The sequence below is a fragment of the Sphingomonas sp. GW821-FHT09E03 genome (assembly GCF_059416225.1).
This window is the reverse complement of the sequence record NZ_JBWKOS010000013.1, coordinates 25,938-46,995: the sequence shown is the minus strand read 5'-3', so window position 1 is coordinate 46,995 and position 21,058 is coordinate 25,938. Positions and strand designations below refer to the sequence as shown.

General features: G+C 63.2%; 19 protein-coding genes. 12 read left to right on the top strand and 7 right to left on the bottom strand.

Annotated features, from left to right (window positions below):
• The first annotated feature begins 21 nt into the window (after positions 1–21).
• The 3 genes from AC07M8_RS17965 to AC07M8_RS17955 all read left to right on the top strand — a co-directional run bounded on the left by AC07M8_RS17965 (position 22) and on the right by AC07M8_RS17955 (position 2,296).
• Positions 22–558 carry a phosphatase PAP2 family protein gene (locus tag AC07M8_RS17965; RefSeq protein ID WP_495175599.1) on the top strand — a complete coding sequence of 179 codons (537 nt, stop codon included), beginning with the start codon at positions 22–24 and terminating at the stop codon, positions 556–558.
• 23 nt (positions 559–581) lie between these two features.
• Positions 582–1,340 carry a COG4705 family protein gene (locus AC07M8_RS17960; RefSeq protein ID WP_495175609.1) on the top strand — a complete coding sequence of 253 codons (759 nt, stop codon included), beginning with the start codon at positions 582–584 and terminating at the stop codon, positions 1,338–1,340.
• A gap of 779 nt (positions 1,341–2,119) precedes the next feature.
• Positions 2,120–2,296, top strand: coding sequence for a hypothetical protein (locus AC07M8_RS17955; RefSeq protein WP_495175598.1), 177 nt, complete (start codon positions 2,120–2,122; stop codon positions 2,294–2,296).
• Here AC07M8_RS17955 and AC07M8_RS17950 read toward each other — a convergent pair.
• Positions 2,283–3,311: a hypothetical protein gene (locus AC07M8_RS17950; RefSeq protein ID WP_495175597.1), complete on the bottom strand. Its 1,029-nt coding sequence runs from the start codon at positions 3,309–3,311 to the stop codon at positions 2,283–2,285. The two genes, AC07M8_RS17955 and AC07M8_RS17950, sit on opposite strands and share 14 nt — an antisense overlap.
• 506 nt (positions 3,312–3,817) lie before the next feature.
• Here AC07M8_RS17950 and AC07M8_RS17945 point away from each other — a divergent pair.
• Positions 3,818–4,567 (top strand): Crp/Fnr family transcriptional regulator, encoded by a 750-nt coding sequence (locus AC07M8_RS17945; RefSeq protein ID WP_495175596.1) that lies wholly within the window; start codon positions 3,818–3,820, stop codon positions 4,565–4,567.
• A 68-nt stretch (positions 4,568–4,635) separates the two neighbouring features.
• Here the strand turns inward: AC07M8_RS17945 and AC07M8_RS17940 are convergent, their stop codons facing one another.
• The 3 genes from AC07M8_RS17940 to AC07M8_RS17930 all read right to left on the bottom strand — a co-directional run bounded on the left by AC07M8_RS17940 (position 4,636) and on the right by AC07M8_RS17930 (position 9,805).
• Positions 4,636–4,998, bottom strand: coding sequence for a response regulator (locus AC07M8_RS17940; protein ID WP_495175608.1), 363 nt, complete (start codon positions 4,996–4,998; stop codon positions 4,636–4,638).
• Between the two features lie 254 nt (positions 4,999–5,252).
• Positions 5,253–7,598, bottom strand: a complete 2,346-nt coding sequence (locus AC07M8_RS17935) for a putative bifunctional diguanylate cyclase/phosphodiesterase (protein ID WP_495175595.1) — start codon at positions 7,596–7,598, stop codon at positions 5,253–5,255.
• Positions 7,599–7,720: 122 nt separating this feature from the next.
• Positions 7,721–9,805 (bottom strand): FecR domain-containing protein, encoded by a 2,085-nt coding sequence (locus tag AC07M8_RS17930; RefSeq protein WP_495175594.1) that lies wholly within the window; start codon positions 9,803–9,805, stop codon positions 7,721–7,723.
• Positions 9,806–10,024: 219 nt separating this feature from the next.
• Between AC07M8_RS17930 and AC07M8_RS17925 the strand changes: the two genes are divergently transcribed.
• Positions 10,025–11,653: a ShlB/FhaC/HecB family hemolysin secretion/activation protein gene (locus AC07M8_RS17925; protein WP_495175593.1), complete on the top strand. Its 1,629-nt coding sequence runs from the start codon at positions 10,025–10,027 to the stop codon at positions 11,651–11,653.
• 736 nt (positions 11,654–12,389) lie between these two features.
• On the top strand, positions 12,390–12,629 hold the full coding sequence (locus AC07M8_RS17920; RefSeq protein ID WP_495175592.1) for a hypothetical protein: 240 nt from the start codon (positions 12,390–12,392) through the stop codon (positions 12,627–12,629).
• A gap of 419 nt (positions 12,630–13,048) precedes the next feature.
• Here AC07M8_RS17920 and AC07M8_RS17915 read toward each other — a convergent pair whose 3' ends face one another.
• From AC07M8_RS17915 to AC07M8_RS17905, 3 genes are all read right to left on the bottom strand, one after another.
• Positions 13,049–14,458 (bottom strand): hypothetical protein, encoded by a 1,410-nt coding sequence (locus AC07M8_RS17915; RefSeq protein ID WP_495175591.1) that lies wholly within the window; start codon positions 14,456–14,458, stop codon positions 13,049–13,051.
• A 79-nt stretch (positions 14,459–14,537) separates the two neighbouring features.
• Entirely contained in the window at positions 14,538–14,756 is a 219-nt protein-coding gene (locus AC07M8_RS17910; RefSeq protein WP_495175590.1) for a hypothetical protein, read from the bottom strand.
• Complete coding sequence (locus tag AC07M8_RS17905; protein ID WP_495175589.1) at positions 14,737–15,411, bottom strand: hypothetical protein; 675 nt, start codon at positions 15,409–15,411, stop codon at positions 14,737–14,739. Before AC07M8_RS17905 ends, AC07M8_RS17910 begins: the two co-directional genes overlap by 20 nt.
• Positions 15,412–15,805: 394 nt before the next feature.
• Between AC07M8_RS17905 and AC07M8_RS17900 the strand changes: the two genes are divergently transcribed.
• From AC07M8_RS17900 to AC07M8_RS17875, 6 genes are all read left to right on the top strand, one after another.
• Complete coding sequence (locus AC07M8_RS17900; RefSeq protein ID WP_495175588.1) at positions 15,806–17,635, top strand: MobA/MobL family protein; 1,830 nt, start codon at positions 15,806–15,808, stop codon at positions 17,633–17,635.
• A gap of 27 nt (positions 17,636–17,662) precedes the next feature.
• On the top strand, positions 17,663–18,379 hold the full coding sequence (locus AC07M8_RS17895) for a hypothetical protein (RefSeq protein ID WP_495175587.1): 717 nt from the start codon (positions 17,663–17,665) through the stop codon (positions 18,377–18,379).
• Positions 18,360–18,983: a TetR family transcriptional regulator gene (locus AC07M8_RS17890; RefSeq protein WP_495175586.1), complete on the top strand. Its 624-nt coding sequence runs from the start codon at positions 18,360–18,362 to the stop codon at positions 18,981–18,983. Before AC07M8_RS17895 ends, AC07M8_RS17890 begins: the two co-directional genes overlap by 20 nt.
• A gap of 181 nt (positions 18,984–19,164) precedes the next feature.
• Positions 19,165–19,662, top strand: coding sequence for a hypothetical protein (locus tag AC07M8_RS17885; RefSeq protein ID WP_495175585.1), 498 nt, complete (start codon positions 19,165–19,167; stop codon positions 19,660–19,662).
• 1 nt (position 19,663) lies between these two features.
• Complete coding sequence (locus tag AC07M8_RS17880; protein WP_495175584.1) at positions 19,664–20,287, top strand: hypothetical protein; 624 nt, start codon at positions 19,664–19,666, stop codon at positions 20,285–20,287.
• Positions 20,284–21,027, top strand: a complete 744-nt coding sequence (locus AC07M8_RS17875) for a ribonuclease H-like domain-containing protein (protein ID WP_495175583.1) — start codon at positions 20,284–20,286, stop codon at positions 21,025–21,027. The genes AC07M8_RS17880 and AC07M8_RS17875 overlap by 4 nt, the downstream gene beginning before the upstream one ends.
• Positions 21,028–21,058 lie beyond the last annotated feature (31 nt).

The following is a 21,058-nucleotide window of genomic DNA, read 5'->3' as shown; positions in this document are numbered from 1 at the left end:
CCCAATACCGGAGCTCCAGTCATGAAGCGTGCCTTTCTGCCCCTCGGCGCAATGGCGCTGCTATGCCCTGTTTCGGCCCATGCGAGCGAACGCAGTTGGGACCGCGCCAGTGGCGTCGCCCGCGACGCGCTCGTCGGTGCAGCGCTCGGCATTCCTGCGGTACAGGGCGACTGGCGTGGCGACCTGGAGGCGGGTGGCAGCATAGCAGCTGCGGGGGGCGGCACCTTTGTCCTGAAAGAGCTGATCCACGAACGCCGACCCGACGGCAGTGACGATCGTAGCTTCCCCTCTGGCCACACCTCAGTATCCTTTGCTGCCGCCGCGAGCCTGGAGAAGCGCTACGGTTGGCAGGCCGGCCTCCCCGCGCTTCTCGTCGCGAGCTTCGTCGGGTTGGCGCGGGTAGAAGCGTCAAAACATTATGTGCACGATGTGCTTGCCGGTGCTGCGATTGGCACGCTCAGCGGCGCGCTGCTCACCTCGCGCCGCGATGACACCGTCCGCCTGACACCGTGGAGCTCTCCGGGCGGCGGGGGCGTCAACCTCGCCATGCGCTTCTGACGATGCTGATGCGAGAGCCCGCGATGAGGACCGAAGTGCACCGCTACGCAAAGGTGCCGCAGGTCACGGCGGTCTTCTGGGCAACCAAGATCCTGGCCACGACGCTGGGCGAGACTGCGGGCGATGCGGTGACGATGACGCTCGGGCTCGGCTATCTAGTCGGTTCGGTCATCTTCGGATCGCTGCTGGTGCTGCTAGTCGCCTGGCAGGTGCATACGCGCCGCTTCAATCCGACGCTCTACTGGGCGACGATCGTCGCATCTACAACCGCCGGCACGACGCTTGCCGATTTCGCGACCCGCTCGATCGGCATCGGTTATGCCGGCGGATCAATGCTGCTGCTGGCACTGGTGCTCGCATCGCTCGCCTCCTGGCATGCCACGACGGGAACGATCTCGGTCGGTACGGTGCACGAGCCGCGGTCAGAACTGTTCTACTGGGTCACAATAACGCTATCGCAAACGCTCGGTACCGCTTTGGGCGACTGGCTCGCGGACGACGGCGGGCTCGGCTATCTCGGCGCGGCTGCCTTGTTCGGCGGGGCGTTGCTGGTCCTGGCGACTCTTTACCGGACCACGGCAACGTCCCGCACGATCCTGTTCTGGATGGCCTTCATCCTCACCCGCCCGCTCGGCGCGACGGTCGGCGATTTCCTCGACAAGCCCATCGATCACGGTGGGCTCGACCTCAGTCGCTCCGTGGCGTCCGTGGTTATCGCCGGCGCGATGGTCTTGATGATAATTCTGTGGCCACAACCTGCTAGGCGGCGCAGCGCGCATTGACGGACGACGTGACCCGAACGGCCGAACGGGAGCGAGGCTGTGATCGTCACAATCGGCGGGTCGTCGTACTAATCGGGCAGCCGCTCAGCTCCAGCCATTCGTTCAGGGTTATCTCATCCAGCCTCTGGTGAAAGACGATCGAACCGACTTTAGAATGCGAGACGCTGAACGATCAACATCATTACCGCTTCTGCTGAGGGATTTGACGCGATCGAATTGTTCAGAGGGCAGTTTCCAATTTGCCCGCTATCGCCAGGAGCATGGCCGGTTTGCACGAATCCGCTAGCTTGAGGAGGTGCCGGATCCAGGAGAGAAGATCGCCGGACTAGAGAAGGTCGCCGGCTTGGACGGGCCTGTGTCCGGCAGCACACCGTCGCCAAACCACCAAGCTCTTTTCAGTTCCCCAGACGGGCATCTCCGGCAGAACGTCGCGGCAGTATCTGCCTTCGTGGCTGGCAAGCCACCGCGCGGGGCCGTGCGAACGAACAGCGGCCATACCGGCCGACAAAGATCGCCTCTTGTCAATCTTGCGCGTTGAGGCGCGCCTAAACAACGCGACATCAGGATCTGCTCGCCCTCACGAGGAGGAGCAGATTGCGCGCGATGCGTCGGCACTGCTGCGGGCAGGCAGCGTCGGGCAAAAGGTGCCGGCGTGATCCCTCGCCTGGTCGCAGCCACTTGAACGGCGCGCCTTCGCCGCGGCCCTGATCGCAGTGACAGGATTGTTTGGCTGGGCGCTGTTCGCTGGAGCCATCCTGTGGAGCGTGGTCGCAGCAATCATGTTCATGCCGCTCAACAGACGGATCGGCGAACGAATGCATGGCCAGCCTACCGTCGCAGGCCCTTACCTGCTTGCGTTCACTCCGGCGATCGTGATCCCGGCCATTTTGCTGGCGAGCTTCCTGCTCGACCGTGCTGCGGACATCGGCGCGCTGTATGACATTATTGGCGCCTGACGATGAGCCCCGCGATCAAGTTACCGGGCTCACCACTCGCAGAAAGCACCAAGCCAAGCTCGTTGGCCGACGAGCCATAGAATGCGCCGGATATTTCCCCAAAGCTGACCATCCCGCCCGCGCCTATGACCCTGATCGACCTCGTCTTGATGACACCGTTCACAATGTCGGCGACGACATCGATCTCGACCGGAATGCCCGTATTGTTCTGACCTGTGTATTCGTTGACGTTGATGATGCCATGAATTTGGGAGTCACTGTCACCGCCATCAACGTAAATGGTAGCTTGGCCGATGAATTGAAGCTGCTTCTTGTCCGCTGTGAAGACCGTCCCGTAGGCTTCCCCGCTATACTGCACGCCGTTCTGTCCAGGCAGTCCTCCAGCCGGCGTTGGCGTCCCAATCAGTTGCAAGGCACGGCGATCCGCAGCAACTGTCTCAACCAGGCGAGCGTGAAGGGGTAGGTTGGCGGGCGAGAGCACTGGAGTTGGCCTATCGGTAGCCTGCGCCTGAATGACGTTGAGTTCCTGTGACAAGCCTGCGGTAGCGCTCGTATGCCACTTCAGTACGGTCACCGGACGAGGCGTAACATCATCGGAACCGTAGAAATTGACGGTCGTGGCGCCTGTTGAGGCGACGCTGGGGAACTCCGCACTGTATGGAGAAGTGCCGTCGGCGCGAGCAACTGAGAACGCCTCATTGCCATTCAAGGCCAGATCCTCGAACGACGCAGCCAAGGGAGCGTCAGGATCGGTAACCGATAACGTGTTGGCTGCCGAACTACTCACAGCGGCGAGAACCTGGGCTGCACCACTTGCGTCGATCAGTGCTGTCACGGATGGCGTGTTGAAGGTAATCGCCCTGGCCGTTGGCGTAGGAGTCGGCGTCGGAGCAGGTGATGGCGTTGGCGTGGGCGTCGGGGTTGCCGTCACAACCGGAACGCTGTCGGACGATGACCCGCCGCCACATGCTGAAAGAACTAAAGCGGATGCAAATAAGAACAGATTCGGCTTCATATCGTTATCCGGACTTGCGAATAGACCTAGACTATCCTGATATCCCCCAACAATTAACAATCTGCATCACTTACCTACCCGAACAGGTGTTGCATTGATTGTTGACGCTAAGCGTAGCTGCCTACTAGCGGGGACCAGCATGAGACTGCTCGACTTGATCGACTGAATGCGATCAATGTTTGTCTCAGCTCAAGCGGCTAGGTAGCTTGTGCGGGCAACGCCGACATGATCCAGCTACCGGCCCGCAGCTGCAACGACACCCCTCAGGTTCGGGACCTCCCTGAGCCCCCAATTTGCCGTACGTTACAAGGCTGAAGTTCAATCCATGACGTCAGGAGCAGTGATCAAACTGCAGCACGAATGTGTGCTCTGGCGACTTGCGCATCACCGTTTGTAGGCGTGCACATTCACCCTTCGATCCCCGCCATGCCGACGCTGCTGTCAAAGACGATTGAGCTACCTTTCTCCAGGCACTAATCAGAAGCATAACCTACGTTAGGGCCTGCATGTCTGCTCTTTACTCCACTCATCGCCTCACCGAATTTGGCGATCTTTCACCAGCCGAACTGGACGTGATCAATGCGCTTGGAAAGGAGGCGAAGGTTTACCCCCGCGGTGCGGTCATTAGCCGAGAGGGCGCCCCTTCAGAGAGCTACTACAGGCTTGTGGACGGCTGGGCAGGCTCTGCCATCGGCCATGCCAACGGCAGTCGGCAGATCCTGAAGGTTCACCTGCCGGGGGACGCTATGGGGACCCCGAGCATGAGCCTAACTCATACGGCAGAGACGCTCTTCGCGATCACGCCGGTGGTAGCGTCCGAGATACCCTATGAGCGCTTTGGCGACATGCTCAGCCAGCACCCCCGCCTTGCGGCGCACTTTCTGCTGAGCGTGCAACGTGAGCGTGTTGCTCTGATGGATCGACTGGCCTCTCTTGGTAGGACATCGGCCCAGTCACGTCTTGCAGCCTTTATCCTCGAACTGAGCGAGCGTCTCGACCTGATTGGGAAAGTCCATGACGGATCGTTTGAGATGATGCTGACACAGGAGCAGATTGCCGATGTTGTCGGACTGACATCCATCCATGTAAACCGGATGTTGCGGGAACTCCAAGACCGAAAGCTCGTCGTCCGTGACCGTCAGCATTACACGATCTTAACGCGGGCTGGCTTGCGAGAGCTGGCTGAACAGCCAATGCGCGCGCTGAATCGAAACGCCAAATGGCTTCCGCAGCGATCAGCGGGGATGGATAACTAAGGCGGCAGCGACGTCGTGATCGATGTGCTGCCTTCCGTCCAAGTCGAATTGCGAAATGAGCTTTTTGATCACGCGTTCGGAGACACAGCCCAGGCACGTGAGAACGCTCCAGCAAGAGAGTCGAAGGTGAATGGTTTGGGGAGGATCGCGATCGCATGATCGCACGGCTCGCATTCGTCCGGCAGGGCGGTTATGAAAATAGTTGGCACCTTACCATGCACGTTGCGGATCTCTTGAACGGCATCTGGACCTCGTCCGTCTGCTAACCGCACATCTGAGGTGATGACTACCGGCGGCCGAGCCGCTGCCATGCTGACGGCCGCCGCGTGGCTTGTGGCTACGTCGAACGAGCTTGCTCCCTCCATCTCTAGGTAAGTTCGAATGATCTCCGCGATTAGAGGTTCATCTTCGATAATAAGGACGTGACACATACCATCGGAACCCTGATCCAAAGCAGAGCATATTAACCTCCATCAACCCGCATTGGTACGATTTAAAATCTGGAAGGCGCTCGGATAGGGACGGTAGTAAGGGTTTGAAGGTTGTTTGTCGCCGGCAGTTTCGATCGCAGCGGGTTTAAAGAGGGTTGGCGTGGAAGTTTGCCATCTTTTCCCTCTGCAGAACATGCTTTCCAAATAGCGTCGTCCGCCCGGGCCATATGATAGCTAGTGTGGCGTGCTGACAGTCAGCTGCTCAAGCATGGTTCTGAAGATGAGCCGCGGTGGTCGGGCCGCTGCGGTGGACCTTGTGCTTCCTCTATCAGGAAGCGCTGCAAATCCGCTGAGGGCAAGGGCCGACTGATCAGATACCCCTGGGCCATGTCGCAACCTGCCTCTCGGAGCAGGTTGAGACAGCCTTCCTCCTCGATTCCCTCTGCAACGACCTTTAGCCCAAGGTTATGAGCCAGATCGATCGTCGAGCGCACCATCAGCTCGTCGGCGCGGTTGAGATGGGCATGCTGCACGAAACTGCGATCGATCTTCAGCTCGGACAATGGCAGTTGGCGAAGATAGGTCAGCGTCGATTGGCCGGTGCCGTAATCGTCCATCGAGATGGCGACCCCGCGATCGCGGAAGCCGCGAAGGTGCAGCGCCGCTTGCTCCGGGTTGGCCAGGGTGGCTGATTCGGTAACCTCGAAGATCAGCCTGTCTGCCTGCACCTGATTGCCGTCCAGCATCTCGCTGACCGCCGCCTGGAAGGTCGGCTCGGCGATCAGCATGGCGGAAAGGTTCACCGCCGCGCACAGCTCAATGCCGGCCCGCCGCCAGCCGGCGAGGTCGTCGATGACCCGGCCGAGCACGAACAGCGTCAATGGCCCGATCCGATCGGCTTCCTCGGCAAGCGGGATGAAGAGGTCCGGGCGTACCATGCCACGGTCGGGGTGGTGCCAGCGGACCAACGCCTCGACACTAGTGATCCGATTGTCTGCCAGCGCTAGCTTCGGCTGGTAGTGAACCTCGATCTGGCCGCTGCCAATCGCGTGATCAAGTTCGCCCATCAGCACGAGACGCAGCTCGAGCGCCTCCACGTCCACGTCGCTGTGCTGCCAGAATGTCCGCCGTCCGAGCGCCTGCCCGGCAGCGTGGGTGGCAGCCGCGAGCCGCACCGATATGTCGTCCGCGGCGCTCGACACTCCAACATGGACCGCAGCGTCCATAGGACGACCACAGATCTCGACGGGTCGGGCAAGCAGGTGTTGCACCCGGGCGATCGCCGCCGGCAGATCAGCCGGCGCGGCGATTAATTCCAAGGCGAGCAGCCGGTCGTCGAGCCGGTACACCGCGCCCGTCCCAACCCGCGCCAGGCGTTCAGCGAGCCTCAGCATCAGATCGTGCCCGGCCGGAGTGCCCAGCAGAGTCACCACCGTGTTGAAGTTGTTCACCAGCACCACCGCGATTGGCGCCGCCGGCCGCTGCGCGGCATCACGAACCATGGCGTGCCGATTGGCCAGCCCGGTCTCCTCGTCGATGCTGCGCTGGCGATCGAATCGTACGATGAGGTTGTGTCCAATCCGGGCAACGCTGACGACGGCGAGCATCACCAGGCCGGCCGCCACGGGGTAGATGCGGTGGAACGCGAGCTGGGCGACCATGGCCATGCCGAACAGCAACACGGGGGAGGCGATGCCGATGGCGATGGCGACTGAATTCACGCGCGACGCTAGTAAGCCGATCGCGAGCGCCGCGGCCACCAGCAAGACAACGACGGTGCTGCCGTAGACGGGGACGGCGCTCAGAAGCGTTTCCGCTGCGAGCGCCTGGATGATCACACCGGGGATCACGCCCCAATGCGGCACGGCATAACGGTCGCCCATCTCAATCGCGGTCGCGCCGATCACCACGTCCTTGCCGTTGACCGCAGCTGGCGCGAAGCGGCCAGCTTCCACAGCAACAAAGCTCAGCCGCCGCAGTTGCCCTGGGTCGACGCCGAAATCGATAGGAAAAAATTCGTCGGCGCTGCCGGATCGTTGGGCCATAAACGATGACACCGACGGCCGCGGCACGCCATGGGTGACGGTGCCGAACGGCGCTCGTCGCACAATTCCATCGCTGTCCGGTTGCATGCTGACCGAAGCGAGCGCCGCATGATCGCGGAACAATGGCAAAGGCAGCGCGTCAATTGACCGACGGTCGCCGGACTGCGCCTGCTGCGCGAAGGTCGGCAGTGCAATCGGAGTTGTGGTACGGGCAAGCGCATCGGCCATGGTCCGATCGCCGGCCGGGGTGGAAGCGGACGAAAAATCGACGTCGAAAGTTATGGAGGCGGCACCCGCCGCGCTTAGCCGATCAATGACCCTGGCATAATGATCGCGCGGCCATGGCCAGCTCTTGATCGCGGCGACGCTGTCGGCATCCATGTCGACGACCACGACGCGTCCGCTCGGCGGCTTGACCCATGCGGCCACGCGCAAGGGATCCAGGATCCGATCGAGGTGCTCGGCGATGCCGCTCAGGGAAGCAAGCGCGCCGAGCAGCAGCGCTACTGCCAGGATCAGGGCGGATGCACGGCGGTGAGAAACGGCAAAGGACAAAACGATACTCCGGTCGAGCCTGCTGCTTGACGACCCGCCACTAAAATATCGTCACCGGCCAGGCCTTGGTGCATGAGGTCCGGCATTATCACGCTGGCGTCGAGGTACCGCCGCCGGCAGGATCAGGGCCCTTTGGCCTTGCCCTTGCCGACCGCTGCCTTGGCAATGTCGGACGCTTGATCCGGCAGGGACTGCCCGCCTTTGTTGACTGCATTGTCGGCAGCAGCAGCAGCTGCTGCTGCTGCGTCCGCAGCCGCTTTTGCAGAGGCAGCTGCAGCTTGGGCGGCCGCATCGGCGGCGGCCTTTTGAGCGGCCGCTTCCTTAGCCGCCAAAGCCGCTGCAGCATCAGCCGCGGCCTGCTTGATAGCCTGCAACTGCGCGGCCAGCCCCGTGGCTTGCGCTTGAGCGGCAGCATCACGCGCCGCCTGCTCGGCCGCGGCCTGGGCAGCGGTCTGCGCCGCCGAAGCCTTGGCGGCCGCTGCAGCATCGCTGTTCGCTTTGTCGGCAGCAGCTTGCGCGGCAGCCCGGGACGCCGCCTCGGCAGCGGCTTGCTGCGCCTTTGCTGCTGCCGCGTCTTGCGCGATCTTGGCAGCCTGGGCTGCCGCATCATCCGCCGCCTTCTGTTGCGCAGCCTGGGCTGCAGCGGACTGCGCGGCCGCCTGGGCCGCGGCAAGGCTAGCGCCGGCATCGGCGGCGGCTCTGGCCTGTTCGACCGCTTGCTGCTGAGCCGCCTGAGCCGCCGCCTGTTGCTGCGCCGCCTGCTCCGCGGCGGCCTGCGCCGCTGCTTGCACCCCGGCATCGGCAGTAGCGCCAGCCTGGGCCATTGCCGCCGCGGCGGCATCTGCGGCCGACTTGGCCTGAGCCTGAAGCGCCGCGGCCTGATCCGCTGCGGCTTGGGCTGCCGCCGCCGCAGCGGCTTGTACCTCGGTCGCAGCGATCTGCCGTGCCGCCGCTTGCTGGGCGGCCACGTCCGAGGCGGCGCGATCTGCAGCCTGCTGTTGCGCGGCTGCCGCCGCGGCCTGGGCTTGCGCCTGAGCGGCCGATGCCACCGCAGCGGCAGCGGCCTGATCAGCATCGCGCTGCGCCGCAGCGGCCGCTAGCGCACTTGCCTGCTGCGCGGCCATGTCTGCCGCAGCTTGCGCTGCCGCCGCCTGCGCCGCCGCGGCTTCGGCGGCAGCGCGCTGGGCAATCTGTTGGGCAGCGGCATCGGCTGCCGCCTGCGCCTGTGATGCGGTTGCGGCCGCCGCTTCCTGAGCCGCCGCCTGTGTCATGGCCTGGGTCGCTGCCTGCCGCGCCGCTTCATCGGCTGCCACCTTCTGCGCGGCGAGTTGCTGCTCGGCGACAGCAGCCTTGGTCGCCGCCAGATCGGCCGCTTCCTGCGCCGCAACTGCCTTGACCATGGCCAGCTGTACCGCGGCAGACGCCTGCTCCTGACCTTCGCGCGCGAGTGCGACTGCGCCATCCGCGGTGCCGCTCATCATCGTGCCGATTGCGGCGGCCGCGAGGCCGGCCGCAGAACTGGCAGGCACCGGCGCTGGTGCCACGGCATAGTCACTCACCAGCCCGCCGGTGATGATCGCCAGCGATACCGGCTGCTCCGACACGGTCGTGGCAATCGTAGCGCCGGGAGCGCTGCTCGGTCCGGTCGGTTTGATGGCGGATGGGGGCACAGCCCCGGCATCTGCCTTCGAGCGGACGACATGTTCCACGCCCGCCACCGACACGCGCAGCGCCATCAACCGTTCGGCGCCGACCGTGACAGAGCTGCCGGGGCGGATGACCTCATGGGCGTCGCCATCGACCGTTGCCACATCGACGGCACCTTCCAGCACGTTGACCGTGGCGCCTGCGGGGGAGATGTGGACGCCGAATGTGGTACCCTTCACCACCGCGGCGAGGTAGGGCGTCTGAACCTGGAAGTGCGGCGTCGCCATCTTCTTGATCATGAACAGGACGTCACCCGCGTCTTGCACCACCTGCGCGATAACGCCTTTTTGCTCGTCGATCGGCAGGCGCACCTGCGATCCCGGCGCGACCATCACAAACTCGCCGCCGCGTACCAGCACCGCGCGACCGCCTGGACCGGTGCGGATCGTGTCACCGGGAGCAACGATCCCGTTACGGCTCGCCACCCGCGAAAAGCCCCCGCGCATGATCGTGACCGCGCCTGACGCTTCGCTGATCTTCCACGCCGGCACGCGTGCCATAGCCGAGGAAGAGCACAGCGCCACCACGATCCCAATCAAACGACGACGCATGCTGTTCCCCCGTTGCTCCTCCCGAGCAGGGGTGATCCGGTAACGAGATCAAGTTGCGAGATTATCGACGGAAATGGTGAACGAACCGCACGTGACGCAACCGATCTTAAACTTGTTGCCCGGTAATGCCCGCATGAAAGGGCAAAAGGGCTATTGATGTATCGAGTGTTGACGTGTTCGGCTGTCGGCCTCGCCTTGGCGGGGACGGCACAGGCTCAGGTTCGGTCCGATCGCGCCGATCCGGCGCTGGTCACCCGCAACCTGCCAATCCCCAACCAACACCCCGATTCCACCAGCCCCGTCGTCCAGACCGCTCCCGCAACGCCGGCGCCGATCAAGGCGACGACGACCGACCCGGTAACGACGATCGTCGTCACCGGTAGCGCGCTTCATGCCGCGCTGTTCGACTCCGTGACCCACCCCTACCGCGGCCGCGCGCTGCAGCCCGCCGACCTCTCCGCCCTCGCTGGCGCGGTCGCCGGGGTGGCGCGGGCGCAGGGGCTGGTGTTCGCCTCCGCCACAATCGAGCCGCAGGCGCTGACCGGAAACCGGTTGGTGGTTTCGCTCGACGATGGCCGGGTAGATGCGGTGCGGTCGTTGGGGGTGAGCAGCCCCGCGGCCGATCGCCTGCTGGCCAAGCTCGTCACCCACGCCGGTGTGACCAAGGCCGAACTCGAACGTACCTTGCTGCTGGTCGGCGATCTTCCCGGCGTTACCGTCGCCAGCGCCCGCTATGCGCGGGAGAATGGCTTTGGGATCCTGCTGGTGACGATCACCTTTGCCAAGACCACCCTCTACGCTCAGCTCGACAATCGTGGCACTGACGAGATCGGCCCGTGGCGCTCCACCGAGCTCGTCAGCGTGCGGTCCCTTGCTACCAGCGGGGATGAGCTGAGCCTGGTGGCATCACAGACGCCCTTTCAGCCGCGCGAATTCCAATTCTTCAGCGGCCAATATGGAGTGCCCGTCGGGCGGTCGGGCGAACGCCTGTCGGTGTCAGCCTTCTTCGGCGCCACGCGCGCCGGCGCCGAACTCACCTACCTCGATCTTACCGGCCAAACCTTCGGCGGCGCAATCGGCTACAGCGCCCCCTTGCAGCGCAGCAAGGAGGCAAGCGTCTGGTTTGACGTAGACCTCAGCACGCTGCGCAACCGCCAGGACATCCGCAGCGTCCGCTTTCGCGACGACAGCCTGACCGTGCTCAGCGCAACCTTGCGGACCGTGGCGCAGCTTGGCGGCGGCGCGTTCCGCGGCGGGGTGACCACGTCGTTCGGGCTGCCGGTGTTCAGCGCGACGCGCGCCGGAGATCCGCGCGCGTCGCGCGACGACGGCGATGCACGCTTCGTCACGGAAAGCCTGCAGGCGGATTGGACCCGTGCCATCGCCGGCCCCCTCTCGCTCCAACTCGCGACCGCGGCGCAGATCGCCTCGCGGCCTCTCCTTGCTACCGCCGAGATGAGCTTGGGCGGTCCCGTATTCGGCCGCGCCTACGATTATAGCGAGCGCACCGGCGACGAGGGCATTGCCGGGTCGGCCGAAGCTCGACTCGATCTGCGCGCGGTGACGCGGCGGTTCCTGTCGCAGGCTCAGGCGTATGCGTTCATCGATGCCGGTACCGTCAGCAACTTGGCCGATGGCCCGGGCAGCGGCGGGTTAGTATCGTCAGGCGGCGGCCTACGCTTAGGCAAAGGACATCTCAACGGTGCCGTCGAACTGGCTCTGCCGATCGGCAGCGACCGGTTCGACACAGGCGATCGATCCCCGCGCGTTTCTACCCGTCTGTTCGTAGCATTCTGAGCCGAGCTAACGCTCTGACCTCTACTTCGTGTTAGCTGCCACGGACATTCACTGCTGCGCAGCGGCGAGGCCCAAGCCCGATCGCTCTGACACTCCTTTTCCGGTCCTTAGCTTACGACAGCCATCCATATCTTCGCGCCCGCGGCTCTTGGCCTGACCGGCTTTTCGTCATGCGCCGGGCCGCTGGTTGACCAGAACCGCGGCGAGCTGATCGACGGCCGGCGCCCCCATACCCGGCCTGACGCTCCACCTTGCTAGCCCCGCGCGGATCGGTGGAGCGCGTCTCCTGCCAGTTTCAGCAGTTGGCTCTATGGCCACCAAAGAGGCGCACCTGCTGGATGCTGCCTCGGCGCTCCGCTGGTGAAAGGGCCAGCGGAGCGTTTCCTCTGCTGGTCGCATTCCTTTCTTGAGCCGGTGACAGGCAGTTTTAGGATCGCTAGGGAGCAAGCGGAGGCGCACCTCCCCCTGTGGAAGCGCCTCGGTGTCCCGTCTCTCTCCCCAGTTGGGCGGGGCACCAACGTTTATTCGCTGGCGAGTAGACGCTCTGTAGATCCGTTAGGCTGGAATTCACTGGCATCTGAAATGAACGGCAGTAGAGGCACTGCCGTCACCTAACGCAAACGTCGCCTCACTTAATGCCGATGGAGCGCGGAAGTGTGCTGATCCAGGTTGAGGCGGAACCTCAGCACGTGTAGATCCGCTTGCCATTGGCAGCTCCGCTACAGCACGTCGCGGCATGATCTATCCCAATCTCGTCAGCGTCACCGAGCGCACTTTCCAGCTTGTTCGGTCAGACACCTGCCGCACCGTGAACGACATCCGGCTCCTTCTTGCCCGCGAGCGCTGCGGTGGGATTAGCCAGCATCGGACCGTCGCAAACATCCAGGCACAACTCAAGAGATTGCTGGCGGATCGAGCCCGCCAGCCGGATGTGCGATCGCGGCCGCAATCGCTAGACCATTGCCCTTACCGATAACTGAAGATGGTAGGAACCCGCAAATGCGGATCGACCGTCAAGACGGTTACACAACAAGCGTGGGTCTGCACAATGGCGCAGAGCTCACTAGGAGTAGTCCCACTCGCCGTATGAACGAAGGGCCGTTTACATTACCCTGACGCTCCGAAGCGGCCATTCTGCTCTCCACCACAATTGCTATATCCCACGCGTACACGCATTCACGGGATCCGGCTAAGCTGCAATTGCTCAACGGTGACGTGTAGAGGTCACGAGTCCATGCCGCGGCTGCTGACGTCGGGATCTCGGCCATGACAATCAGCCGGGCGCTTTCGTCGCGATTACACTGTTCGCAGTTCGCCAAACGCATCAGGCAAGCTGCTGGCTGTATTGGATCTAAGATTAGCTGTTCAGCTTGTTCGAAGCTTATGCCCGCTGATCTATCTCGCAAAGCGCTGGTTGACGGCTAAGTCCAGATCTTGAAGCGTTGCCAGCGACTCAGTATCGACGTCTGCTTCCATCGCTTTCCCATCGCTTCCGGCACGCCGGAGAAAATCGAGAACCGGCTTGATGAACTTTCCATCATGTGTAGGAAAGCCTACTTCACCTTTGGGCAGGTCGCTCTTCGAGTTCAGGTCTGGGTCCTTCAACACGGCCAATCGCAAGGCATGAACGATCAGGCGGGACCGCTTCCTCCAGCTGGGCTCCAAATCCTCACCATTGAAGTTAGGCACCGTGAGCGTCGGCAACGTCGTCCCGGCTCGAGCCGCCAGGACCGCTTCGAACAGCAGCGGATCGAGCCGTTGCTCGAGCTGCGCGAGCCGCATGCTGACCAGCCCGACGATCTGCACAGGCGTAAGGCCATTATACCAGATTTGGCTGATCTGTTGGTTGCCGACACTGGGATCCGTCTTCTCCTGAAGAACCTGCTGAAGGAACAGGTTCGACGGGTTCGAAAGCCTGGCAGAGATATCAGTCATTGCGGCGTTCAGCGCGAACTCTCCCCCCGCTCGCTCGATACGTTCACTTTCCGGTTCCGCCACGCTTCGGATGTCAACAACGGAGGCATGCCGCACCCTGAAAGCTGGCTTTGACTTACCTTCACCCTCGGATTGTTGGTCCGGCATGTCCTCCTCGAACCTGTACGCTCCGATCACCCGTCGCAGGACCTTCGCGACGGGCCGGAATAGCGCGATGGGCACAGAAGCCCTGAGGCGCGAGCCCGCTACCTTGCTGAACCACCCAAAAGGCTTCGTCATCGAGCGCCGCGCTCGCGCCGTCGTAGCCTGGCAATCGAAGGCGGCCCAGATCAGGATCATGCGCGCAAGCAGACCGATAGCTCGAGCATCGCCGATAGCGGGCGGCGGCCCGTCGACGATCAGCCGCAGCGCCGTCCCATGGTCGCCGGCTAGCGTCGCTGCAAAGAATGCAGGCGCATCCTCGCGAACATTCCAGAACTCCTTCACGAAGGCGTCCAGCGGATCCGTCGATCTCTCCGTCCCTGCCCAGCCCTCCAGAAACGTATCGACAAGATACTCGTTATCCCCACGGCTGAGCAGCCAGCGGCACAAGGCTTTCAGCTCATCCGACGAACCGGGTAGCCGATCGAGCGGAAGCGGCAGTGCACGTGCACCCAATACGGCCATCGGCAGATCATCCCAGGATTGAGTGCCGAACAGCTTGGCGCTCTTCTCGATGGTCGGAAGATCGGCGCCCCAGATGTGGTCTCGGAGTGCCTGGATCGATCGGTCGATATCGAAATCGGGGTTGCGCAGATCCTTTAGAACCGCGCGGCTCAATCGAACAAAATTAATTGGCAGGTAGCGGACAAGGTTTTTCAGCGCGGCCATGACTTACCTCGCAAAGAAAGGAGGCGATCAGCTACCTCGATCCCCTTACCATCTGGTAAGGCGCTCTTGCACACGACCATCATAGCTGCGCCAACGCCTCCACGACCCGCGCCTGCGCATGATCGAGCAGCTTGCAATAATCCGCTTGGATCAGCTGGGCCTTGAGGTAGGCGCCATGGCCAGTACGACCGGCCGCCAACTCCTTCTCGGTGTCGGCTACCGCAACCTCGAATTGGCGGCGCTGCTGTTCGACCAACGCCAACAGCTCATCAAGATCTTCAGGCATCGTCGCCGGCATCGTCATCGCTCCAGGTGTCGGGATGGGGCGGCGGCATCCAGTAGCCAGGATTACCGCCGCGTTGCTTGATCCACTCGTAAGCAGAGCCTCTGTCCGCGAGTGAGGGGATCGGCTCGTCAAGAACGGTGCACAGCGTCGCGATCAGCTCCGCCTGATCGTCGGTGACTGCGTCACGGCGCCAGCGCTCGTGCATCCCTGTGCGCCCGGAGCGTTCGAAACTCGTGACGCTGGCGTCGTACAGCGCCTTGCGGTGCCACCATTGGATCACGCCGCCCCAGCGGCGGCACCAGTCAGCTTTGCGCGGATCTCCGAGGATCCCGCCGACCAGCTCGCCAAACGAGCAAGGCCCGTGTTTCAACCGAGCCTCGCCCATCCACCGCAGCATCATGTCGCTCTGTGCGAGCAGGCCAAGAAAGGTCGTCGCGTCTATCTCGCCAGTAAGCAGCACGACCACGCCGCCAATCTCGTATTTGCGCGTGTCGATCTCACCGCCACGGCCGCGCCCACGACGGTGCGGCCTTGCCTTTGCCTGCCGCCGCAACTCGCTGACCTTTTCCTGCTCGAAAGTCTGTTTGGACATGATGGCGCCTTCCAGTTCGGCAAGGCTCATCAGCAGCATGTCCAGCGAAGGAGAAGGCGAGGCATCGTCAAGCATGGACGCAACATAGTCTGGCCGACATCCATCAGGCCGCGACCCCGCCACACCCTTAGCCGCAGCAGGGATGTTCAGATCACCACCAAGAATTAGGTAGGTGAGAGGCAAGAGGGGGGTGGTGCGCGATAAAGTGTTTTTCGGCCGGGCGGGCCGACAAACCTGCGCTACCCACCCCCCTCTCCTGCCAGAAGAAAGGTAAAGGGAAGCAGTCATCAAGAGCGGTTTTGCCGAGCTGAAGAGCGGATCGCCTGAGATTGCCCAGGCGCTGGCCGACGCGCGCGGTGCTCGCAATCGGGCGACCCGCCGCGCCCGCGAACTGGACGCCGAGGAGCGAGAGTCCGCGTCGCGGTACCGCCGTCGGCGTGCTCAGGAGGATCGCGAGCTCGCGCGTCGAATGAACGGACGGGTTCATGTGGAGATGGAAAAATCGAGGCGTCCGCAACGCAAGGCCACACCGCGGCGGCTGTATAATCGCTTGTTCGGCATGGCGGCGGGATCGGTCGGAACATCCAACGCCCGCGGTCCCGACGGACTTCATGCCATCCATTTCGCGTTTACCGCTCGCGGCTTTGCTTCGACAAAGGGGCGGCGCTGGCGCGAAGGCGAGGCCGAACGCGCCGCGCTATATGGCGTCAGGGAAGATGCTCTCGAGGGCGGCGAAGCGGGCTGGTGGTCCAACATCGCCGAGGACCGCAACGAGCTTGCCGCCTTCTTCCGCATCCTTGAAGCGCTCGAACGCCACGACCGCGCTAACGCCAACGTCTACATCAGCGAGGTCTTTGCGCTACCTGCCGAACTGACTGCCAGACAGCGGCGCAGGGTCGTGCGCCGCGTCTGCAAGAAGCTAGATACGCGTGGCCTGCCCTACTCGGCTGGCATTCATCTGCCTGACCCAACGGGCGATCAGCGCAATTACCATGTGCATATCATCTCATCGCTCCGCCCTGCGACACGGACCGGTGACTATGAGTGGTCGTTCGCCACGGGCAAGAAGAGCGACATCAACACGCCTGCGGGCATTCTGGCACGTCGTCAGGAGATTGTCGCGATCATCAATAAGACGCTGCGGGCGGCAGGCATCACCAAACGCTACACGGCCTTGAGCAACAAGGCCCGCAACATGGATGCGCCAGCACCGAAGCGCGGCCAGGAAGCCACCTGGCTGCTGCGCCGCCTTGCCCATGAAGCGGATCGCCTGCAGCGCGTCCATTCGCTGCACATGCAAGTAGGTGCCATGCGCAATGGTATCGAACGCGGAGTTGCCAGCATGTTCGACGTGCGCGCCAAAATGCGGGTGCAACTCGGTCATGCGCTTGCCCGTTTGCAGCAGACCCGGGCTCACAGCGGCAAGATGCTGGAGGAGTTCGATCGGATAATCCGAGAGCGAGAGGCCGAACGGCTCCGCCGGCGCGACTATTTGTGGGCGGCTCTTGCCAGAATGCGCGAAGCTCAGGATGCCGACCAGCTCGCGGCGGTCCGCTATGGGTTTCAACACGAGCTTGCCGCAAGAGATGCTGATCTGGATGAGAAAGCCGACAGTGCCAGCGCCGCCCTGGCTGACGCTCGCCTCTTAACCTTGACGGCACTACAAGCTGCGGCAGCCCGCCTGGGCACTGAGAATGCCCTGCCCTCCTTCAGCGTGTTACGCGCGCAGCGTCGCACCCGACTCCAGCAAATAGGAGCAGAACTCGCGGCAGATAAGGAGACCCTCGCGCCTGCGATCGTGAGTGCAGCCGTCAGAGTGCGCATCCAGAACGTGCTGGCCCGACTGGAGGCAAGCTCCCGCAGTGTGACGGCACGGCTTGCGGCACTTGAGAAGTTGCGGGGCGGGTCAGGCGCCCATCAGCCGGTCCAAGGGCATGCGCCGGATGACAAGGTCCGCTCGCGGGTGGAGCTTTCCCCGCTCCCTGCCATATTCGAGGCTGCCGAGCTGCAACCCGTTGGCTCCGCTTCAGTAGCGCCCGCTGCCCAACCGCGGCAAGACTTGGCATCCCAGCCAAAGCGGTTGCCAACGGGAGGCTTGCTGGCTCAAGCGGCGGCGCTGCGGCGTGGCGCCACTTCGAATGATCCACGTAAGCCGGACGGGCAGCCTGCGGCACGAGACAAAGCTGGCTCGAAGGAACCAAGCTTTGACCAGGTGCCCCCCAGCGGCATCGATGAAGAACGTGACGCGATGTTGGCGAGGGACGAAGCAGCGCGCCGGGCACGCCCGTCAAGAGAGTGATGTGAACGGCAACAGCTGTCATCGGTGATGATCACCGCTGCGACAGGCAAACAGCCCACGCCGAGGAACCTCATCTTAATAAGCGGTCGTCATGAACAATTCCGACGCGGGATGTCCGAATCTTCCAACACACCCGCTTTCAAGGTGGAGAACGTCCGGATGCTCGAGGCACCCATCACCATCGCTGGTGCCGAGGAGCCCGATTATCTCACGGTGGATGAGATCCGTGAGCAGATCGTCGCGCTGACCCCAACCGATCACGCCCGAATTCAGCTGTCGGCGCATTATCTGAGCCAGCGTTCAGGCTTGCCCGCAGCGGATCTGAAGCAGGATGCGTTTCTCCGCACTCTTCGCGGCACGCGTCGGTGCCGCCGCGACCGGCCATTCGCCCGCACCATCGCAGGAACGATGCGCAGCGTAGCGTCGAGCGAGATCGAGGCGCGGGAAGGCGGTCTGCGCCCGGTGGTGTTACCACCTGAACTGCTTGATCTCACCCCGGACTACCGCCTGTCCCCTGCCCTCCTCGTCATTGCCGCTGCTGATGACCGGCGTCTTCTTGCACGCGTGACAGCCGCGCTGGTCGATGATGCCGAGCTTCTTGCCTTGGTGGAAGCGCTTGGCGACGGATGCTTTGGCGAGGCCCTGCAACAGCGCCTCGGCTTGACCACTAACCAACTGGCGACAGCGCGACGGCGGTTGAAGCGCCGCCTCGCTGATCTCGCGCGTGAGTTTCGTCAATCATGAGCGCGACGCACGAGCGGCGGCCGACGATATCGGCAAGCGGAAGCTGGCGATGCGCAAGCTCGCCGACGAGGTCATGATTGAACAGCGTGCCGCCTGCCTCGCGGCGGCCGCTGAACTGTTGATCAAAGGCGGATGGGAAGCGGTCAATACCCGCGCCATCGCCGAACGGATTGGCAAATCGCGGACATTTGTCAGCGATCGCTACAGCGAGCGCGCACTTGGCGAGGGTCTGGTCGAACGCGCCTTCAGCCTTGTCGATCAGGCGTTGATCCTTCCTCAGGACCTATCACCGCTCTGGGTCGGTGACTATGAGGTGCGACTGCGATCGTTGTTCGGAAAAGGCCAGGTAGCTCCTATCCTCATGATGCGCGCAGCATCGATGGCCGGCGTACGATCGGGCAACGGCATGTTCCTGTCCGTTCGCTTTTTCGCTGAACGCACCAGGCTCCAGGAGCGGCTCGCGGCGCGATGTGCATCCGGTGATCGGCCGGTGCGGCGACTGGTCAACTGGTACATCGCCGCGGCAGTGCTCAGCCATGCCGACCCGGACATGACGGTAGAGGAACTGCCGACAGCGGGACAGATCCTCTTGGGATCTCGCTGACAAGCGTCAGCGGTCACCTGACACGATGCTGCCGCCGCGGTGCGCGCGGCCCCCGCACAGCGGGTCAGAAGAACGAGCTAATAAGGCAGAGAATGAGGCGAAGCCTCGAGGACGATTGAAAAAGTCGAAGAGGCATCATCCGGGACATGTGTCCCGGGTTCCACCTGCCAGGAACACGGCCTTGCTTACCCTGCCCCAGATTGTCGATCCCACGCTGATGGCGCTGCTGCGCTACTTCACCCACCCCATCAAGGATGAGGCACCCGTTCCGGTCCGAGATCCCGGCCTGCCGTTCGGGATTGCCTTTCCCGACCATAACCTACTGGTGCTCGCCGCGCGCGCGCCGATGATGCTCGGCAGCGACACCATCAGCAACATCGCCAGCCGTCGCAACGCCGACGTGCTGTTCGTACGTCTGCGGGAAGACGGCGCCGTCACGGTCGATCTCGCCCTCAGGCATCTGGGAGGGGTCGAAATCCTATGGGCCATGCGGCCTGCCAGGTTCGAAGAGCTACTATATCTCACCGGTGCCAGCCGCCGGCTGTGGGCATCATTGACTGAGGATGGTCCCCGCCTCACCGGGCGCCATCCATCGCGGACGATTGTCCACGATGATGCGGCTCGTGCTGCGGCTGCGGAAGACATCGCCGCGGCGATCGCCAGTGCGGAAGGTCGCTGATATGGCGAAGACTGGATCTGCAATGGCTCCTGTCACTGCCAACCCGCACAGCTGGTTGCTGATCAACCCGGATCCCACGCACCAGCCTCAGGCGTTCATGTACGGGGTACTGGAACGTGAACATGCCGGGCGCATCAACACCGCGCTCGAGTTCGTCACGGCCAAGCTTCAGCCCGTCCTGACCAAAGACCCTATAGGCATCACGGCCGAATGTGTCGGCGTCACACTGCCGATGGACGCTGACGACCGCTTCATCGACCCATTCCTGCTTGCCGGCGAGGTCGACCGGGTCGCTGTGAACGCCAGACCTGCCCTGCTCGCCTATAGCACGCTGTACTTCCCCGATGTCGCACGATTGCACCTGGTCTGGCGTGAGGGCTTCTCCTTTGCGCAGGCGCTCACCGACCGGTTCCATGTCGCTACCGTTGCAGCCCTGCATGTCCCCGGCCGGGCAGGATCGCCTAACCCCGTCCACATCCATCTCATGATGATGGGGCCGCGCAGGCTCGATGGCATTGGCTTTGGCGGCTACGAGGCCAGTCTGTGTAGCGCTCGCGGCCAGAAGATCGTCAGTGATCTTTGGATAAGCCATCGGACCTCCTTTCGCATTGGAAGCGTGGCATGACCGTGACCATCACCCTCGACATCGAGACGATGCCAAACCTCGAGGCATGTGACCTGGCGGGCGTCGATCCAACGAGCGGGTTGCTGCCGTGGCCGCTGCTCCAGTTGCTGTGCGTCTCGTTGCTCACCCATTCGTATGATGCAGACAGGCAGCATCACTTCGAGCTCGAGACGTTCAGCCGCGTGAACAGCGGCGAGCGCGGGATCGTCGCCGAGGTCGAGGCCCGGCTTGCCGAGGCGGACCAACTCGTCACCTATAACGGACGCGCTCACGATATTCCGGTCCTGCTCGCTCGCGCGGCAGCGTGCGGTGAACGGGTGCCGAGCCTGACACGTGCGGGTCAGCGAGGCGCGGTCGGTTATCATTGCGATCTGATCGATGTGGTGACCGGCAATGGGGCCGCCACCCGCCCGCGGCTGGTCGATTTGTGCGCTGGTCTCGGCATCCCTGCCAAGCAGGAACTCGACGGGATCAGCGTCGCAGCTCTTGCGCGGGCTCACGACTTCGAACGGGTGCGGCGCTACGCGGAACAGGACGTGGCCTCGACCTGGCTTGCGACGCAGGTGTGGGGCGGGATTTATGATCCCGACGAAGCGATGGCGCGCTGGGCAGCACTCGCAAACTGGATCCGCTCCGGTCAGCCCCGCCTCGCCCATCTACTTGGCTATTGTACCCTCCCGACCATGCCCGGGGGCGGCCGGGCGCTCGGCGCCGATGGCGTTGTGGCGATCAGATTGTGAGGGAGATGAGAGTGAATTGATGCTTCCCGAT

What these genes read in the sequence shown, in the direction of transcription:
- AC07M8_RS17915 (WP_495175591.1), bottom strand. Translation starts at nt 14,458, where the DNA reads ATGGCCGCGCTGAAAAACCTTGTCCGCTACCTGCCAATTAATTTTGTT.
- AC07M8_RS17875 (WP_495175583.1), top strand. Translation starts at nt 20,284, where the DNA reads ATGACCGTGACCATCACCCTCGACATCGAGACGATGCCAAACCTCGAG.
- AC07M8_RS17920 (WP_495175592.1), top strand. Translation starts at nt 12,390, where the DNA reads ATGATCTATCCCAATCTCGTCAGCGTCACCGAGCGCACTTTCCAGCTT.
- AC07M8_RS17965 (WP_495175599.1), top strand. Translation starts at nt 22, where the DNA reads ATGAAGCGTGCCTTTCTGCCCCTCGGCGCAATGGCGCTGCTATGCCCT.
- AC07M8_RS17955 (WP_495175598.1), top strand. Translation starts at nt 2,120, where the DNA reads ATGTTCATGCCGCTCAACAGACGGATCGGCGAACGAATGCATGGCCAG.
- AC07M8_RS17880 (WP_495175584.1), top strand. Translation starts at nt 19,664, where the DNA reads ATGGCGAAGACTGGATCTGCAATGGCTCCTGTCACTGCCAACCCGCAC.
- AC07M8_RS17895 (WP_495175587.1), top strand. Translation starts at nt 17,663, where the DNA reads ATGATCACCGCTGCGACAGGCAAACAGCCCACGCCGAGGAACCTCATC.
- AC07M8_RS17910 (WP_495175590.1), bottom strand. Translation starts at nt 14,756, where the DNA reads ATGCCGGCGACGATGCCTGAAGATCTTGATGAGCTGTTGGCGTTGGTC.
- AC07M8_RS17930 (WP_495175594.1), bottom strand. Translation starts at nt 9,805, where the DNA reads ATGGCACGCGTGCCGGCGTGGAAGATCAGCGAAGCGTCAGGCGCGGTC.
- AC07M8_RS17940 (WP_495175608.1), bottom strand. Translation starts at nt 4,998, where the DNA reads ATGTGTCACGTCCTTATTATCGAAGATGAACCTCTAATCGCGGAGATC.
- AC07M8_RS17950 (WP_495175597.1), bottom strand. Translation starts at nt 3,311, where the DNA reads ATGAAGCCGAATCTGTTCTTATTTGCATCCGCTTTAGTTCTTTCAGCA.
- AC07M8_RS17900 (WP_495175588.1), top strand. Translation starts at nt 15,806, where the DNA reads ATGAACGGACGGGTTCATGTGGAGATGGAAAAATCGAGGCGTCCGCAA.
- AC07M8_RS17960 (WP_495175609.1), top strand. Translation starts at nt 582, where the DNA reads ATGAGGACCGAAGTGCACCGCTACGCAAAGGTGCCGCAGGTCACGGCG.
- AC07M8_RS17945 (WP_495175596.1), top strand. Translation starts at nt 3,818, where the DNA reads ATGTCTGCTCTTTACTCCACTCATCGCCTCACCGAATTTGGCGATCTT.
- AC07M8_RS17905 (WP_495175589.1), bottom strand. Translation starts at nt 15,411, where the DNA reads ATGCTTGACGATGCCTCGCCTTCTCCTTCGCTGGACATGCTGCTGATG.